Below are 17,101 nucleotides of genomic sequence, written 5' to 3' on the forward strand. Positions count from 1 at the left end.
TTGAGAGATGGATTCATTGAGACCGGATTAGTAACGCAAAGTCGGCTTTTCGGCAGTGACGATAACAGCGTTTGTCAGCACTGATTTCTTTTGCGGCGCTTGAGCGAACCCTCAATGAGCGCATTGGTTTGAAGTCAACAGTTGAGAAAAGGTCACTTATCCGGAGATACGCCTATTCGGCCAAGCGGCGAGAAGCCTGTTCTAACCAAGCCTTCGCCGCCAGCCTCAGCTGTATCCCGCGCATGACCAAGGTCAAAACGTCAACTTCCTATTTCGCGTGTACAAGCTCCGCAACAACGGCGGCAATTTTATCGAGTATCTGGATCCAGCCCTCCATTTGACCGCTATTTTTCGCGCTCTCCATGGGCTCATTTCCAATGAAGGTGAGTTTCGTCTGACCGTTCCCGAGATCCTCAAAGAGGGTCACATCGTACGCACCGTCTACAGCCTCATGTTCGATTCCTAATTCCGAAGGGTCGATCTTGTTTCCCTTCGAGTCCGAGAAGTACATCAGGGAAACGATCTTCTCGTGCAGAACAATCTCGTGGTATTCGACCGCATTCCAGAACTCCTGCCCATCCGGCGCCCTCATGCAGCAGAGAAGCTTTCCTCCAACGCGAAAATCCATCTGACAAACCGGCGCAGTAAAGCCCTTCGGTCCCCACCACTGCATGATGTACTTCGGGTCTGTCCACGCCTTCCAAACCAACTCGCGTGGGGCATCAAAAACTCTTGTAATGACCATCCGCTCAATTTCACTAACCGTGTTTTCTGTCATCTCACCCCTCCTCTTTCTTCATTTGATTGACAACCACTTCCAGTTTGTCGAAGCTCTCTTCCCAGAATCGGCGATAGCTCATCGCCCAGTCGCTTACTGTCTTAATTGCCTCTGGCCTAAGCGTGCAAATACTCTCTCGTCCACTCTTCGTCTTGATCACAATCCGCGCCCGCACCAGGTAGGCAATATGTTTTGAAATCATCTGCTGCGAGAGGGCAAACGGTTCCGTCAATCCATGCACAGAGGCTGGCCCATGGGAGAGCCGCTCGATCATTGCCCGCCGGGTTGGATCAGACAAAGCCGCAAATGTTGTACCCAACTTATCCACAACCATATGGTTGTGGATCGTCGAGCCAATGTCAAGTGTCATGTTTGCGATTCTTGATTTCTGTTTCCTGATCTCTGACTCAGGCACCTGCGCGATTGATACTCTGCACAGGAGGGCGAGTCGGCAAGAATTATGCCGCTGGCATCAGGCTCAGGCCGATGCCACCCTAAGACTGCTTCGCAGCTGAGTAAGAACCAATCGGCTCGCGGAACGGCTCTACATCAATGCGCTCATAGCGCACTTTGAACACCGTTAGCTGTTCCTTGCCGCCTGGCGCTTCGAGCACCACGCTGTCTCCCTCGCTCGACCGCATCAGCGCGCGCCCCAGAGGCGAAACCCAGCTGATATGGTTGCGATCGAGATCGACCTCGTCCGTGCCGACGATGCTCACCTCTCGCTCCACGCCCGCGGCATTGGCATAGAGCACCGTCGCGCCGAAGAATACCTTCGTCGCCCGCAGGCCTGTGCGCGGAGCTTCCGGGTCCACCACTTCCGCGGCTTCGATCCGCTTCGAGAGAAAGCGAATCCGTCCATCGATCTGACGCAGCCGCCGCTTGGCATACTGGTAGTCGGCATTCTCGCTGCGATCGCCGTTGCTGGCAGCCCACGCCACCACCTCCGCCACGGCCGGGCGATCCTTGGTGAGCAGAAACCAGTGCTCCTCTTTCAGGCGCTGCAGTCCCCCAGGCGTGATGTAGTTCTTGCCCTGCGCCGCCGGCTCGCTCTCCTGTGGTCTTCTGGTAAAGCCTTTTCGCACGTCTTTGTTCTCCGAGCGCAACTCTTGCACGCTCTTCGCGATCCTACCAACTCTCACCGCTTCTCATACTTCCAGTTCCGTCCCTTGCCTTCGGCGATCCACTCGAGCGCCGTCGCCAACCGCTTCTCACGCGTGGCCTCGGTCTTCGCGTCGGTCAGCCATTCGATATATTCGCGGCGATGGCTGGGTGGCATAGCGGTAAATTGCTCCGCGGCCTTTTTGTTCTTCTTGAGCGCAGCGGCAAAAAAATCCGGCACCGGAAGCTCCGGCTTTGGCACACGCTTCTGCACAGGCTTTTCGATCGCGCCTGACGCAAGATCGAGGTTCCTCCTGGCCGCCTTCTTCACCAGCGCGACAAAGCTCTTTCGTGCGGGCAGTTCTTTGAGCTGCGTGATGCGGCCGAACTGGCCCATCGCCTCATCCGAAGCCTCAGCACCCTCGGCCTTCATCATGCTGCCGCCCTTCCAGAAGCCAAAGGCGCAGTGCGCCTTGAAGGCCGACATATTCGCCAGCAGGCCGTGATATTCGAAGAACGGCATGCCCCACTTGATGGTTTCCGTGGCCTCCGGGCAGCCCTCGTGCACCCGGTCACGCAGTTCGTTGAGAATCGGCTGCGCAAAAGGTGAGGCCTTGGCAATATAAGCATCCACGCGCGCGTCTCTTGTTCCCATAGAGCATTTCTCCCAAAACTTCTGAGCGGTACGAACTCGCAAACGCCGTCTCTCTCAAGAGAAACCGCATGGCGCGCCCACTCGCGCCACCACAGTATCAGGAGAAATGCGTGAGCCAGAGCACTTTCCCGGCAGGCGTGCGCCCGGTAAATGAAAATCCATGGAGCGGAATAAGAAAATCCATCTCCTAACAAATTAGGAGACGTGCTATATTGGGCGCCATGCCGCGCCTTGCAGCCTTTTTCCTGCTCTCCGTGTTGTGTGCCGCCCCGGGCCTGGCCCAAAACCCTCCACAGGCGACTCCGCCGGCCGATGCGAAAGACACCGGGGGCGATGTGCCTAACCTGCCGCCGGTAGAGGCTTATCGTTACGCGATGCAGCCCTTCGTCGACGCACGCTCGGCCCCGAATGACCTGACGGATGCGGATGAATGGGCATTGGGCCTTGGTGCAACCCGGGCGATGAAGGAGTGCGAAGCCCTGAAGTCCACAAAGTTCGAGGGTGAGGACCTGCTGGCGATGGGCAGGCTGTGCGTCTTCGGGCAGGACTTCGGCCCTGCGCAGGACGTGCTGGTCGATTACCTCAACACCCCGAAGGCTGCCGACATCAAGGACGCCCGGCTGCTGCTGACACGAATCTTCGTCCATATGCAGTCGCTGACCGCAGCCGAGAGCCAACTCGACTCCCTTACGAGCGACTTTCCCTATGACGCGGATATCCATTGGGCTATCGACCAGGTGATCGACTACGCTGCAACCCAGGTGGAAGGCACCATGCGGGTCAAGCTGGCCGGAGATAAGGACTACCGCACCGTTCCGATTCCCGGCGGCGGACTCGATCTCATCACCCGCCTGAATGCGATGCAATTGCCCTTCATTCTCAAGGCCCTTACGGACGGTGGCACGCTTAAGACGGCGGACAGCACCGTCGATGCGGCCACACTCGTTCGCGACGGCCTGCGCTGTGCCGACAACCTGCGCACAACGGGCAAGACCAAAGAGGCCGCCGACCTCGTCGAGCAGCTCAAGACACTGACCATGGCGCCCACGATCATGCAATCGGCCAGCGAGCCGGGCATCGAGGCAGCCTTCCAGAGATACATGCTCGCAGGCAAACCCTCGCCGCTATCCGAGCTGCGCGGCGTCCTGGTAACCAAGACCATGCCTCCAGCTCCGCCACCGGCCATCCGGCGCTTCGCAGGACACACGACCATCCTCGTCGCCGTTTCTCTCGCCGCGCCGCAATCGCATGACTCGCTGGTCAAGCTTTCCCAGGCGCTGGAGAAGGCCAAGCCGGAGAAGCCCGTGCAGCTTCTCGGCGTCACCTCCTACGCCTCAATGGATGGCAGCGATGATCCGGTCCCCTCTGTCCTGCAGACGCTCCAGCTCTTTGCCGGGTCACTGCCGCCGACGATTCCACTGCTGCTCGTCCCCGACCGGCAGATCCGCGCCTTCGCCATCGACGCCATCCCAGCCGCCGTGGTCATCGATCCGGCGGGGAAGGTCACCTGGGTCAATCTCTTTCCCGGCACCGACGGCAGCATCGCGACGGTGGTGCGAGCGGCGGTTGGCCCAGTCCAGCCTGCAGAGACGGCAGGGACTCCAGCCGGACGCTGAGGCCGATGCAGAACACCTGCCCGGTATACTGGCGATTACGCCTGCCAGCTCCTATGCCGCTGTCAGGCCCAGGATATACATGCAGGTCTTTCCGAAATTTCTTCTCTCGGCGTTCGCGCCGGCGCAATTCCCCAAACCGGAGATTCCGGAGATTGCCTTTCTCGGCCGCTCGAACGTTGGCAAATCGAGCCTTTTGAATGCGCTGCTCGGCTCGAAGCAGGCCAAGGTTTCTTCGACGCCGGGACGTACCCGGTCCATCAACTTCTTCGCCATCCACGACGGACCGCAGAAGGCCGCGCCGAAGCTGCTCTTCGCCGATCTGCCCGGCTATGGTTACGCCAAGATTTCGAAATCCATTTCTTCGGAATGGCCGAAGTTCATCGAGCCCTACCTGACCGACCGGCCTCAGCTTGCGCTCTGCCTCTGCCTGGTGGACAGCAACATCCCGCCGCAGGAGAGCGACATGCAGCTGATCGAGTTCCTGGCCAATGCCAACCGCCGCCTAGTGGTTGTCGCCACCAAGGCTGACCGGCTCTCCGGTAACGGACGCGCCAAAGCCAAGGCCGAGCTGTGCCAGGGGCTAAACGTGGATGACATCCTGATGGTCTCATCGAAGACCGGAGCGGGCCTCAAGGATTTGTGGGCGACGATCCAGGCCGCCGCAGCCGAGGAAATGGCGGAGTAAGCCATGAGTGCTAAAGCGGTTAGCCGCATGAATGGTGAGAGATAAAACGGCCAACAGGGGTGCTCCCTCCTGCTGGCCGTTTTGCGCCTGGCGACTTGCCGCTTTACCCCGACTGCTGGACGCGCAAAGCGCATCTCACTCGCTACGACAGAACCAGCTCTTCCTGCCCGTCCCGCACCACCGACACTGCGACCTGGATCTCTCCGGCCTCGACATCACGCTGGATTGCGGCAAAGAAGGCATCAGCCTCGGCCGGCCGCATACGCGCAAAGCGCTGTGCCGCGTAATGCCGCCCCAGGAACCGCGGCGAGCACTCGATCCAGCGGCGGCGCCATGCCCCGCTGGGGTCCTCGGCATCCACTGCGCCGGAAGCCAGGATATCCGCCAGTGGCAGCCAGCGCTGCGGTTCACGCGCCACGCTCCAGTGCACGGCCACCCAACCGTCTGTGGAAACCGGTTCCGGCAAACGGCAGGCGCCGCGCGCCAGAAAGGTCCTGGCCTCGGCCATTTCCTGCCCATCGGCGGCGAGATGCATGATTTCCGGCTGCAGCCCGCGCTCGATCAGCTCGGCCAGCACGAATTCCGGCTCACCCAGCAGGGTCACCGCAACCGGATGCGCCTTGCGCAGCTCCTGTTTCAGGATTTGCAGCGCCTCATCGGCGTCGTTAACGACGAACTCGCACACCCCGGTCCGCATGGCCTGTTTGGCCAGTTGCGGTTCTGGTTCGATGCACAGAGAGGCGAGGCCGGCCACATTGGCCGCCACCGTCAAAGCCACGCCCTCGGCATCCAGGTAGGTATGAAGCAGAAGCGATCCACTCAGTCCCGGTGACAGCATCTGCAGCGCAGCATACCGGTCATATACTTCTTCGATCGCCGGATAAGAAATTGTTATGGCCCGACCGAACATGCAGATAACTTTAGACAATCTGCGTTTTTATGTATAGAGGTCGTCGCTTTTACCGATTAACTTTTTTGAAATGAGGCGTCCCGGAGGCACCGGGGCACGTCACTAACGCAACCGGTCACCAGCTCGAATAGGGCTGGCCGTCGGTGCCGGTCTCGTCCGAGCCGCTATGCACGTCATTGATGCCCGGCTCGCTCTGGTCGATGCTCTCCAGGCTGTCGTCTGACGAGGTCACCCAGCTCTCGGTCGAGTGGGTCATCGGGTCTTTCGGAATGGACTTGAGATAGCCGCCCTGGACCAGGTCGTCCAGGGATTGCGGAGCCTTCGCCTTATCCATGGTGTAGGCGTCGATGGCGTTCCGCATCACGTTCAGGTCTTCCTTAAGGGTGGCCTCTTTGGCTGCCCGGATCGAGGCAATAAAGCTGGGAATGGCAATGGCCGCCAGCACGCCGATGATCAGCATGACGACCATCAACTCCACCAGCGTGAACCCCTTCTCGCCCGAGCCCCGCTGCAGCCTCGATTTGTAGCTCCGCTTCATCACGTCCAATCGTCCGGTCCCGCTGGTTACTCTCTACCAGTCCTTGTATTTCGTTCCGTCCAGAGCTGTGCCATCCGACTTGGAATAGACGTCGAAGACATTCTGTCCGCCCCATGAGTCGGCATCCGGGTCATCCTGCATGGAGCGGATGCCCCATTCCGTATTGCCCGTCATTGGATCGACGGGGATGCGGCGCAGAAAGCGCACTTTTTTTCCCTGCACATCCACACCATCGACCAGCGTCTGCAGATCCGGCGGATATCCCTGACTGTCCACCTTCGTCTGAAAGGCGTTCTTATCGGCCGCATCCTTGTAGTGGTCGATCGCGTCCCGCATCTCCCACAGATCGTGGCGCAGCTCGCGTTCCTTCTGCCGCTTTACTTCAAACCGCGTCACCGGGATAGCCGCGGAGGCGAGGATCGCGAGGATGGCAACCGTCACGATCAATTCCACGAGCGTGAGTCCGGCTTCCGCGTTCCTTCGCATCGTCCCCGTTGCCGAAGCCGCGCCGGCCGTTCCCGGCCGGCGCGGCCCACGCGTTGTTGCTGTTTCCGCCATCATCTGCCAGACAGCTATGGCTGCACCTGCACCAGGGCTCGCGCACCTGTTGCCGGCATCGCCTGCTGCGCGCTGTTCCGCACCAGAGGACGGGTAACCACGATCGGCGCATCCCCCGCGGCCTTGGCCTGGAAGGTCAGCACAAAGACCGTACCCGAGCCCGAAACCCCCTTGGTTCCCGGCGGACGCGAGGCTGAAATCGCCACATTGCCGGCGCCGTCGTCCCGGTGCACGAGAGCCACAGCCTGCCCATCCTGCCCGAGGAAATTCATCCCCCGCGCCGGATCGGCCAGGTCCACATTGATGAGGTTCAGCTTGGTCTGGTCGTATTGCAATTGCATCGGTACAGAAAAGACGTCGGTCCCTCCCGCGAGCGTCACGGCCACCTGGAACGTCGATCCTATTTTCTGCGGTTGTATCTCCGGGGTGAGCCCCAGCTTGACAGGTTGTGCCGGAGGCGCTGCGGTTGCCTCCTGCTGCATGCCGGCAATAGCCTGCTCCGCAGCAGCGGCGGCCGTCGCCGGCGCGCCGGCTGGAGTCGTCACCGTTCCGAACTTCTGGCCGGGGGCGGGCTGCCCGGAAACAGGGGCCGGAGCTGCTGCAGGAGCCGCGCCGTCATTGTTGACATGCCGCAGCTCAAAGGACTTCGAGGTGCCCGAGTCGACCTCGCGCAGGTTGTCCTGATCGAGCATGGTGGCGCGAACCACGTGCGGAATCAGCAGGAAGACGATCTCATCGTCCTGGATGGTCTTGTCATTGCTGCCGAAAATGTATTTCAGGATCGGCAGCTGCGCGAGGCCGGGGTAGCCGCTCAGCGAGGTGCTGGTCTGCTTCTGCAGGATGCCGCCCAGGATATTCGCCTCGCCTTCCTTGAGGCGAACCGTCTGCTCGGCCGTACGCTGGGTGATGATCGGCTCGTTGACGCCGCCCAGGTTCTCCGTACCGTTCTGCGAGGAGACCTCGATCTTGATCTTCATCGAGACGTCGCGGTCATAGTGCACCGTCGGCTTCACCGTGATGTTCACGCCGATGTCGAGGTACTGGAACTGCGTGTTCACCAGCGAGCTGACGATGGCCGTCGCCGCGCCGGTCTGATACGAACCGGTCGCCACCGGCAGCTTTTCACCGATCTTGAGCGAAGCTTCCTGCCCATCCGAGGCGCGGATGCGCGGGTTCTGCAGGATGCGCGTATGGCTGTCGGTCAGCAGCAGGTTGGCGGTCGCCGAACCGATGGTCACCGCAAAATTCGTTCCGTTCAGGTGAGCCAGGCTGTTGAGCGTCAGTCCGTCGCTGGAGCTGGTGGACGAGGTCGTCGTGGTGGTCGTCGAGCTGGTGCTCGTGTCCGTGCTGTTGTAGTTCGAGGCCTGGAAGGAGACGCTCGCTGTCTGCGGCAGCTGGATACCGATGGTCTTCTCGTAGTTCCGGCTCACTTCGAGCACAGCCACGTCCACCACCACTTCCGGCTTGGCCCGGTCGAGATCGTCGATGAGCTTCTGCGCCAGCAGCAGCTCGTCCGGGGTACCGCGCATCACGATCGCATTCTGGCTGGCGACACCGAAGAGCTTGGCGCCGTTCTGGCCCTGCTGAAAGATGTTGCGCAGCGCCGTCTGCACGTCATTGAAATCGTTCTGCTGCGTGACGTTCGTCAGGTAGAAGGTCTGGATCGCCTCTTCCTCGAGCTCGGCACGCTTGCTCGATGTGTTCGCCGCAACAAAGATCGTGTTGTCGGTGATCGGACGCCAGAAGGTGTTGGTGCTGATCCCGACGATGCGCAGGGCGTCGTAAAGATTAACGTTGGCAATATCGACCTGAACCCGCTTCGAAACGTAGTCGGGATCGAAGAGGATGTTGATGCCGGCCAGCTTGCCGATGGTCTGGTAGATGATCTTGCTGTCTTCGACCGAATGCAGCGTGAGAGGCTCGGAGGAGAGCGGCTTGAGACGAATGGGTCCGCCGAGGTCATGCAGCTCTGTGCCTTCGGCGCGCGCCTTGGGTGTCTCCGGCAGCCCTGGGATGTTATTTACCTTTTCCCGCACTGCCTCAAGATCCTGCTGCGCCAGCTCATTGCTCGAGTCGATCTGCAGCGCGCGCAGAAATTCGGTCACCGCGCCCGTCGTATCCCCCTGCGCCCGCAGCGCCTCACCTCGCTTGACATGCAGGGAACCTACCGGCACCTTCAGCCGTTCATAGGAGAGCTTGTAGCGCTCGTCTTTGGGGTCTTTCTGGAAGGCGGCGAGGTAGTCGTTGAAGGCGCCCTCGATGTCGTCCTTCTCTTCGGCAACCTGTCCCTGCTTGTACAGCTTGCCAGCCGACTGCGCATGGGCCGCCGCGCTCGAAAACACGAGCACCAGCACGAACCCTGCAGCCAGAGTCCACTTCGCTATCCGTTGATTCATGAAACTCCAGGCGGGCATGGAACAGAATACCGGCGTCGAAACGCTTCCTCCGACGAGCGGACGGCTCCCGATCTCCGGCCTCTGCCTCGATCCGGCAAAGCTCCCTCCGCGTCTCATCGCCCGGCGCAGGTTGAGTATAGCATCGCGCCTCCTGACCCTTCCGGCGCCGCGACCGCATGCTAGCATGAAAATTCGGACCTTTCTCCATGCCCCGGCAAGCTACACACTCCAACATTCAGACGCCCCGCAAGCCGAAGCCTCGTGATCCGGTCGCGGCCGGAGACCGCGATGCCTCCGTGAACCGCTCGGCGAGCTTCAACTACTTCCTCCTCGAGAAGTTCGAGGCCGGGGTAGCGTTGCGGGGGACCGAGGTCAAGTCGATCCGCGAGGGCAAGGCCAACCTCAAAGATTCCTATGGAATCATTAAGGATGGAGAAGCATTTCTCCTGAATGCTCATATCGGCCCCTATTCTCACGGCAACAGCCTCAACCATGAGTCACTCCGCACCCGCAAGCTGCTCCTTCATCGGGAACAAATTCGCAAACTGAGCGGACAGACGCAGATCAAGGGCCATACGCTCATCCCTACGCGTATTTATTTTCGTAATGGCAAAGTGAAGTGCGAACTCGCAGTAGCAAAAGGCAAACAGGACTGGGATAAGCGCGAAACCGAGCGCCGTCGCGAAGCCGACCGCGAAGCCCGTGCCGCCATCGCCCATAGCCAGGGCAAGCGCGGACGGTAAATTTTTCGCATCCTCTCCCAATGCAGAAAGGCCCCGCCAGTTGGCGGGGCCTTTTCCGTCTGCAGGAGGATTTACCGGCCACCGGCCGGCACGTGCGTCTCGAGATACCGCGCAATCAGACTGTAGATATGGAAGGATGTCCCCGGTCCTTCACTGATGGAGTGGGTCCGATTCGGATAATCCATGAAGTCAAAGGGCTTGCCCATCGCCACCAATTTATTGATCAGTAGCTCCGTGCCCTGAAAGTGCACATTGTCATCGCCCGAGCCATGGATAACGAGGAGATTGCCCTGGAGTCCAGCAGCAAAATTGATCGGTGAGCCGTCATGGTACCCCTGCTTGTTTTCGTCCGGCAGGCCCATGTAGCGCTCCTGGTAGATCGAATCGTAGTGCGACTCGTCGGCAACTGGAGCCACGGCAATGCCGGTAGAAAACACACCCGGATAGCGGAACATGACGTTCAAGGTATTCGAACCGCCGCCGCTCCAGCCCCAGATCGCCATGCGCGAGGTATCGATGTAGCTGCGCTCGCGGGCCAACTCCGTGATGGCCTGCGTCTGCTGCGCCGAGGAAAGCACGCCCACCGCGCCGTAAATGCAGCGCCGCCACTCGCGGCCTTTGAGCGCCGGCGTCCCTTGGTTATCGAAGCTCATCACCAGGTATCCCTGCCGCGCAATCAGCTCATGAAAGAGCCGGTTGTTTCCTCCCCAGGCATCGCGCACCAGCGCGCCGGCCGGCTCACCATAGACATTCACCAACACGGGGTACTTCTTCTTCGGATCGAAGTCCGGCGGCCGGATCATGTAGCCATCGAGCGTGACGCCGTTCGCCACCTTCACCTGGAAGAACTCGGTATCGGGATTCTTCCCATCCTCTTCACCGATCAGCGGCTCGACCTTCTTCGCCAGCTCCTCGTTATCGACCAGCGTCCGCACCAGCTTGTGGTCCGGCAGGCTCACGATCTCGACACGCATGGGGTGATTGAAGCGGCTGTAGCGATGCACAGCCCACTTGCCGTTCGGCGCGATGTCGTAGAGGTTCGTGCCCTTGTCTTCAGCAGGCGTCACACGCTCCGGAGCGCCCGTCCCATCGAGCTTCGAGCGATAGAGATAGAGCCGCGTGGAGTCGCCCGGCGAGGCGGTGAAATAGAACGTGTTCGATCCAGCCTGGATCGACTCATTCGACATCAGATCGCCTTCGAAAGGCGTCACCAGCCTCGCCTTTCCGGTTGCCCGGTCCACGCGATAGGCATGACGCCAGCCGTCGCGCTCGCTCAGCCATAACAGGTCCGCGGGGTGCGTCTCTCCTTCGCCGGTCTGGTCTCCGATTGGGTCCAGCGGCGAGTCGTCCACCCAGGCCTTGTCGGTGTCTTCAAAAAAGGGCTTGACCTCGCCGCTCTTCGCTTCCGCGAGCAGAATCTTCGCGTCGTTCTGCAGGCGGTTCAGATACTCGATCATCACCTGGCTCGAGTTCCCTGCCCACTCCATCTGTGCGATGTAATGATTGCGCGGGTCGCCGTCGAGCTTCACCCAGGTCGTCGAGCCGCCATCGGCCGAAACTACCCCCGCGCGCACCGCCGAATTTGTCGTGCCCGGCTGCGGATACTTGTACTGCATCAGCTGCGGATACTCGGCTGCGGTGTCGTTGATGAGCGTGTATTCGCCCACGCCCGACTGATCGAACTGCCAGTAGGCAATGGCCTTGCTGTCCGGACTCCAGCGGAAGCAGTTGCGGAGCTTCAGCTCTTCCTCCGATACCCAGTCCGAGGTGCCGTTGATGATGTCTTTCGAGCCATCCGTCGTAAGCTGCGTGATTTTTCCCGTCGCCAGCTCTTCCACGTAGAGATTGTTCTCGCGCACCCACGCCACACGTGTGCTGTCCGGCGAGAAGGTCGCGAACATCAGCGTTGACTCGGGCACATCGCCGCCCAGCTTCGTCAGCTTGCCTGTGTTCACCCCATAGACCCAGTAATCACCACGCGTGTTCGCCCGCCACACCTTCTTCGAGTTGGTGAAGATCAGCAGCTTCTGTTTGTCGGCCGACCAGGCGTAGTCCTCGATGGCGAGCGGAGCAGACTGACCGGACGGCACGAGTTTGGCCGCAGCCACCAGCACACGGCGCTTGCCGGAGGCGGTATCGTAGGCGACGATATCGACACCTTTGCCATCGGCGGCAGGCTCGAGAATAGTGTACTCGTCGCCGCCGTTCAGCCATGCCAGCTGCACGTTCTTCGCACCGTAAGCGTGCTTGTTGAAGATGGCATCGAGGCCCTGCGCAAGCTCCTGCTGTTTCGCTGTGACATCAGCGGCAAAGGCGGAAGAACACGCGGCAAACGGGACGACACAACCCAGGCCGAGAGCAAGCACACGGACAGACAGGGACAATGGGAACCTTCCAGGATGCAGAAATAGGAAGCAGAAATCTTGAGGGGATGCTTCGATTTTCGATTCAGTATATAAGCGGCCTGGGGCTACACGTCTCGCTTCCGATGAGATGGGTTCGTGCCTTCCCAACCAAGCTTCCTGTTATCCGCCACAAACATTCAGATCGCGACCAAAGGGAGCGGGCGCCGAAGGCAGAAGGCCGCGCGGTTAGCGCCGCGACCAAAGGGAGCGGGTGCCGAAGGCGAAAGGCCTGGACGGCCAGTCCCGCGACCAACGAGAGCGGAGGCCGAAGGCGATTCGCCCTGCGCGAAGCAGCCGAAGGCGACCCGCCCTGCGCGTAGCAGGGCTGTAAGATGGTCTGTCAGGTTGCCGCATGAAAACAGACCTCCTTCTCTCGCCCGCCACCGCTGCCTCCACCCCGCTGCTCGCCGTTTTTGCCGTCGATCGCAACACCAGCAAGGATAAGGACGCCAAGGCCGATCTCGCCGTGCTTTCGTCCGAGCCCGCTCTGCAAAAGGCCGCCGCGTTCGTCCTCTCCACCGGCGAATTCCGCGCCGAGATGAACGAAACGCTGCTGCTGCATGCGCCGGAAGGCCTCGCCGCCGCGCGCCTGCTGGTCATTGGTCTGGGCAAGACCGGTAAGGCCACGCTCCATGACCTGCGCCGGGCCGCCGGTACGGCAGTCCGTTTTGCCAAGCCGCGCGGGATCAAGGCCCTCGCCATCGCCGTGCCGGAGGATTTTGACGCAGCCGCAGCCGCGCGGGTGATCGCAGAAGGCGCCATTGTGGGCGACTTCGACTCCGACACCTATCGCACTGACCGCAAGGACCGCAGCCTCGATGCCGTCACCGTTCTCGCGCCTGCATCATCCGGAAAGGCTGCTCTCGAGGCCGCGCTCGTTGAAGGCATTGCCGTCGCCGAGTCGCAAAACTTCGCCCGCACCCTCATCAACGAGCCCGGCAACCGCATGACGCCGACCATCCTCGGCCAGAAGGCCGCGGAGATGGCGAAGGAAGTCGGTATCCAGTGCGAGGTCTACGGGGCGGAAAAGCTGCGCGAGCTCAAGATGGGCTCTTTCCTCAGCGTAACGCTCGGCTCCGAGGAGCCGCCGGTGCTGATCGTGATGAAGTACGAGCCAGAGCATGCACCTGCCGACGGCCCCGTCATCGGCCTCGTCGGCAAGGGCATTACCTTCGATAGCGGCGGCATCTCGCTCAAGCCCGGCGAGGGCATGGAGAAGATGAAGTACGACATGGCCGGCGGCGCGGCGATGATCGGCGCCATGCGCGCCATCGCCCTGCTCAAGCCAAATGTCCGCGTCCTCTCCGTGGTCTGCGCAACAGAGAACATGCCCGACGGCAAGGCCCAGAAACCGGGCGACATCCAGATCGCCATGTCCGGCAAATCGATTGAAATCATCAACACCGATGCTGAAGGCCGGCTGGTGCTCGCCGACGGTCTGCACTACGCCCGCGAGTTGGGGGCGACGCACCTTATCGATGCCGCCACCCTGACCGGCGCAGTCGCCGTGGCGCTCGGACAGGTGAATGCCGGCGCCTTCTCGAACGATGAAGAGACCTTCGAGCACTTCACCGAAGCGGCGAACATCTCGGGCGAGAAGTTCTGGCGCCTGCCGGTCGAAGACGAATACCGCGAGCAAATCCAATCGCCCATCGCCGATATCCAGAACACCGGCAAGACCCGCTACGGTGGAGCCATCACCGCCGCCATGTTCCTCAAGGAGTTCGTCGGCGACACGCCATGGGTTCACCTCGACATCGCGGGCCTCGCCTGGCTCGATGCCGATAAGAGCTTCATCGCCCGCGGCCCCAGCGGCATCGGCGTGCGCACCATCACGGAGTGGGTTCGCACCTACGCGAAGTAAGCCGGCACGCGGCTTTGCCCTTTCTTGCCGAATGGAGGATAAGGGTGCCCCCAAGCTTTGCGTAGGGGCCCCCGACGAAGTAAGCCGTAAGGGGAGATTCGTTTCACCGCATATATCCGGATTGCGACCAGCGGGAGCAGAGGCCGAAGGCAATCGCCCGGACGGCCAGTCCCCCGGATTCACACGGCTTTCATCTTTCCCTGCCAACCTGCTTATAGGGTCGTCCTGCCAAAATCAGGGGCCTTTCTGTATGTGCGCTTCCGGTCTTTCCGCGCATGCAGGCAAAATACATAGGAAACTTTCCGGAACGGCTCTCCTGTTCCTACTACCTGGTTCCCCGGAGGAAAAATGTCTCGCAAACCTGTAGCTCTGGCCCTTCTCACGCTGGGCGCAATGGCTCTTACCGCCTGCAAGTCGAATACAGTCGCCCTCAACGGTGCCGGCAGCACCTTCGTCAACCCGGTCATGACCCGCTGGGTCCAGGAATTCTCCCAGAGCCATCCCAATATCCAGATCAACTACCAGTCCATCGGATCGGGCGCAGGCGTGCAGCAGGTCAAGGCGGGAACGGTCGACTTCGGCGCCTCCGATGCTCCACTCACTGACAGCGCGCTGGCCGCGATGCAGCCGGTCATTCAGATCCCTGAGTCGGCCGGACCGGTCTGCATCACCTATAACCTCCCCGGCCTCACCCAGCCGCTGCAGCTCTCCCCCGAGTCTCTGGCCGGCATCTTCCTGGGCACCATCAAGACCTGGCAGGACCCGCGCATCACCGCCGATAACCCTGGCGTAACGCTGCCCAAGCAGAACATCGCGGTCGTCCACCGCGCAGACGGCAGCGGCACCACCAACGCCTTCACCACCTACCTCTCGGCCATCAGCCAGGACTGGCAGACGAAGGTCGGCAAGGGCAACAGCGTCAGCTGGCCGGTCGGTCTCGGCGGCAAGGGCAGCGAAGGCGTCACCGGCCAGCTCCGTCAGTCGCCCGGCGCCATCGGCTACGTGGAGCTGACCTACGCGCAGCAAAACAACCTGCCCGTGGCGAAGATCAAGAACCAGGCCGGCAACTACATTGCTCCCACCGCGCAGTCAACCACCTCGGCTATTAACGCCTTCACCGATGCGCTCTCGAAGGACCCGCGCACGCCCATCGTGAACCCGCCTGCTCACGCCGGTGATGCGTATCCGATCTCGACGCTCACCTTCCTCATCATCCCCAAGGATGGTACGGATAAGGACAAGCGCGCAGCACTCAAGAGCTTCATCCAGTACATCATCGGCGACGGCCAGTCCGTCTCCGGCACGCTCAACTATGCGCCGCTGCCCGATGGAGTGAAGCAGTATGACCTGCAGCAGCTCAACCAGCTGACCGCCGGCGGCCAGCCGCTGCAGTAAGGAGTGGCCGTCCAGGCCTTTCGCCTTCGGCTGCTTCGCGCAGGGCGAATCGCCTTCGGCCCCGCTCCCGCTGGTCGCAATCCGGCATGGGCGCTCCCGCGGGAGCGCCCATTGTCTGCCCGATCTTTACCTGCCCAATCCGGTGCGGCCGGATTTGCAATTCCGCTCCCACGCCATCAAGATGCACTCATGTCTGTCGGCCGTCTGCGTATCTTCTCCCTTGCAGGACTTCTGCTCGCATCGTTTGCTCCCGGCATCGCCTCTGCGCAGCAACAGCCAGTCACGGTCGCTCAGCAGAAGCTCCTGCAGGTCAAGGCCGGAGACATGGATACCTCGGTATCGCCTGCGCTCCAATCCGCAATCAGCGCATTCAAGACCGCTCTGGCAGCCCAGACCGATGCAGTCATCACGCAATTGCCGCCGCAGTCGACAGCCGAAGCAGCGCAGCAGAGACTTGCCGCCGCCATGCCTTCGCCCGCTGTCGGCAAGCCCACAGACACCGATAGCAAATCGGCAGACGGCAATGCTTCCTCTGCTCCCACGGCAGGGCAATACGGCGGCGAACTTCAGCTTTCTGTCACTCAGCCCGAACCCTCTCTGTTTCTAGTGCAGGAATCCTTCGATATTGCCTGCGGCGACGATACGGTTCTGCTCGCCTACCGCAACGAGTCGGGACACTGGCAGCGCATTCTGCTCTGGCAGAGCAAGCCATACAACGAGATCAGCGGCGCCTTCGGAGATACCTACGCGGTCCAGCTGCTTCATCCGCAGCGCAACGGCCATCCGCTGCTGCTGGTGCTGCACGGAACGCCGTGGTGCACTTCCACGATGAGCTCTTTTCATATGGACGTATTTGAGCTCGGCGCATCCCCTGCGAACACGCCTCTCTGGCATGGCGACCACGGATACCGGCGCCTGGATCTCGATCCCCCGCTCACGCTTAAACTCACCGCTGACGGCTTCGAGGTACGGACCAGCGTGAGTGAGGCTGGCGACCGCATTTTCCGGAAAGGTGTCATGCGTTATGCCTTCCAGAATGACGCCATCCACCGGATTGAGCCGATTGCCATGAATGCGCACGACAGCGTCGAGGAATGGCTGGAGATGCCGCGCAGCGAAGCCGCCGGATTCGCCGACGACGTGCCCGGCTCTCTTACCTGGAAGATGTTTCAGGATTTTACCTGGGAAGGCCGCCCCGAAGGCGCTCATATTCCCCTGGCGGAAGTGGGAGCCGTCCGCGCCTGCACAGACTCAACCACGCATTTTCAGGCTGAAGTCACAAGCACCATCTACGACCCCTCAGGCAAGCAGAAGGACCACCCCGGTCCCACCTATTTCGTGCAGCTCCAGCAGGTCTCGAACGGCTACCGTATCCATTCCGCGGCGCAGTCGCCCGATCCTGCCTGCAAAGGCCCAGATCTCATGAGTGGTTCGCACATGTAACCTGCTCCTGGAGC

At 61.1% G+C, this 17,101-nt stretch carries 15 protein-coding genes; 6 read left to right on the plus strand and 9 right to left on the minus strand.

The annotated features are described in order from the left end of the window. Window positions 1-268: 268 nt before the first annotated feature. From ESZ00_RS02670 to ESZ00_RS02685, 4 genes are all read right to left on the minus strand, one after another. A complete protein-coding gene (locus tag ESZ00_RS02670) occupies window positions 269-778 on the minus strand; it encodes an SRPBCC family protein (RefSeq protein ID WP_129206645.1) in 510 nt (169 codons plus the stop codon). 1 nt (window position 779) lies between these two features. Continuing rightward, complete coding sequence (locus ESZ00_RS02675) at window positions 780-1,148, minus strand: ArsR/SmtB family transcription factor (protein ID WP_229740911.1); 369 nt, start codon at window positions 1,146-1,148, stop codon at window positions 780-782. A gap of 124 nt (window positions 1,149-1,272) precedes the next feature. Further along, window positions 1,273-1,920, minus strand: coding sequence for a transcription elongation factor GreB (gene greB / locus ESZ00_RS02680; protein WP_240034493.1), 648 nt, complete (start codon window positions 1,918-1,920; stop codon window positions 1,273-1,275). After that, window positions 1,917-2,534 carry a YdeI/OmpD-associated family protein gene (locus ESZ00_RS02685; RefSeq protein WP_129206646.1) on the minus strand — a complete coding sequence of 206 codons (618 nt, stop codon included), beginning with the start codon at window positions 2,532-2,534 and terminating at the stop codon, window positions 1,917-1,919. The genes greB and ESZ00_RS02685 overlap by 4 nt, the downstream gene beginning before the upstream one ends. A 212-nt stretch (window positions 2,535-2,746) precedes the next feature. On the opposite strand from ESZ00_RS02685, the gene ESZ00_RS02690 reads away from it, so the two are divergent. Beyond that, window positions 2,747-4,150, plus strand: coding sequence for a hypothetical protein (locus ESZ00_RS02690; protein ID WP_129206647.1), 1,404 nt, complete (start codon window positions 2,747-2,749; stop codon window positions 4,148-4,150). A gap of 79 nt (window positions 4,151-4,229) precedes the next feature. After that, on the plus strand, window positions 4,230-4,835 hold the full coding sequence (gene yihA / locus ESZ00_RS02695; protein ID WP_129206648.1) for a ribosome biogenesis GTP-binding protein YihA/YsxC: 606 nt from the start codon (window positions 4,230-4,232) through the stop codon (window positions 4,833-4,835). Window positions 4,836-4,977: 142 nt separating this feature from the next. Here yihA and ESZ00_RS02700 read toward each other — a convergent pair whose 3' ends face one another. The 4 genes from ESZ00_RS02700 to ESZ00_RS02715 all read right to left on the minus strand — a co-directional run bounded on the left by ESZ00_RS02700 (window position 4,978) and on the right by ESZ00_RS02715 (window position 9,237). Further along, on the minus strand, window positions 4,978-5,763 hold the full coding sequence (locus ESZ00_RS02700; RefSeq protein ID WP_164981316.1) for a hypothetical protein: 786 nt from the start codon (window positions 5,761-5,763) through the stop codon (window positions 4,978-4,980). Between the two features lie 97 nt (window positions 5,764-5,860). Further along, entirely contained in the window at window positions 5,861-6,283 is a 423-nt protein-coding gene (locus ESZ00_RS02705) for a type II secretion system protein (RefSeq protein WP_129207887.1), read from the minus strand. A gap of 33 nt (window positions 6,284-6,316) precedes the next feature. Further along, complete coding sequence (locus ESZ00_RS02710) at window positions 6,317-6,769, minus strand: type II secretion system protein (protein ID WP_129206650.1); 453 nt, start codon at window positions 6,767-6,769, stop codon at window positions 6,317-6,319. A gap of 86 nt (window positions 6,770-6,855) precedes the next feature. Further along, window positions 6,856-9,237, minus strand: a complete 2,382-nt coding sequence (locus ESZ00_RS02715; protein ID WP_129206651.1) for a cohesin domain-containing protein — start codon at window positions 9,235-9,237, stop codon at window positions 6,856-6,858. A gap of 206 nt (window positions 9,238-9,443) precedes the next feature. Here ESZ00_RS02715 and smpB point away from each other — a divergent pair, with 206 nt between their 5' ends. Further along, a complete protein-coding gene (gene smpB, locus ESZ00_RS02720) occupies window positions 9,444-9,980 on the plus strand; it encodes an SsrA-binding protein SmpB (RefSeq protein WP_129206652.1) in 537 nt (178 codons plus the stop codon). Window positions 9,981-10,051: 71 nt separating this feature from the next. Here the strand turns inward: smpB and ESZ00_RS02725 are convergent, their stop codons facing one another. Beyond that, window positions 10,052-12,364 carry a S9 family peptidase gene (locus ESZ00_RS02725; protein WP_164981317.1) on the minus strand — a complete coding sequence of 771 codons (2,313 nt, stop codon included), beginning with the start codon at window positions 12,362-12,364 and terminating at the stop codon, window positions 10,052-10,054. Window positions 12,365-12,737: 373 nt separating this feature from the next. On the opposite strand from ESZ00_RS02725, the gene ESZ00_RS02730 reads away from it, so the two are divergent. From ESZ00_RS02730 to ESZ00_RS02740, 3 genes are all read left to right on the plus strand, one after another. Then, window positions 12,738-14,249, plus strand: a complete 1,512-nt coding sequence (locus ESZ00_RS02730; RefSeq protein ID WP_129206654.1) for a leucyl aminopeptidase — start codon at window positions 12,738-12,740, stop codon at window positions 14,247-14,249. A 348-nt stretch (window positions 14,250-14,597) separates the two neighbouring features. Continuing rightward, the gene (gene pstS, locus ESZ00_RS02735) at window positions 14,598-15,644 is read left to right on the plus strand and encodes a phosphate ABC transporter substrate-binding protein PstS (RefSeq protein ID WP_129206655.1); all 1,047 of its coding nucleotides are present in this window, start codon (window positions 14,598-14,600) and stop codon (window positions 15,642-15,644) included. Between the two features lie 189 nt (window positions 15,645-15,833). Further along, on the plus strand, window positions 15,834-17,087 hold the full coding sequence (locus ESZ00_RS02740) for a hypothetical protein (RefSeq protein WP_129206656.1): 1,254 nt from the start codon (window positions 15,834-15,836) through the stop codon (window positions 17,085-17,087). Window positions 17,088-17,101 lie beyond the last annotated feature (14 nt).

The organism is Silvibacterium dinghuense (genome assembly GCF_004123295.1).
In the GTDB taxonomy this organism is placed as follows: Bacteria; Acidobacteriota; Terriglobia; order Terriglobales; family Acidobacteriaceae; genus Silvibacterium; species Silvibacterium dinghuense.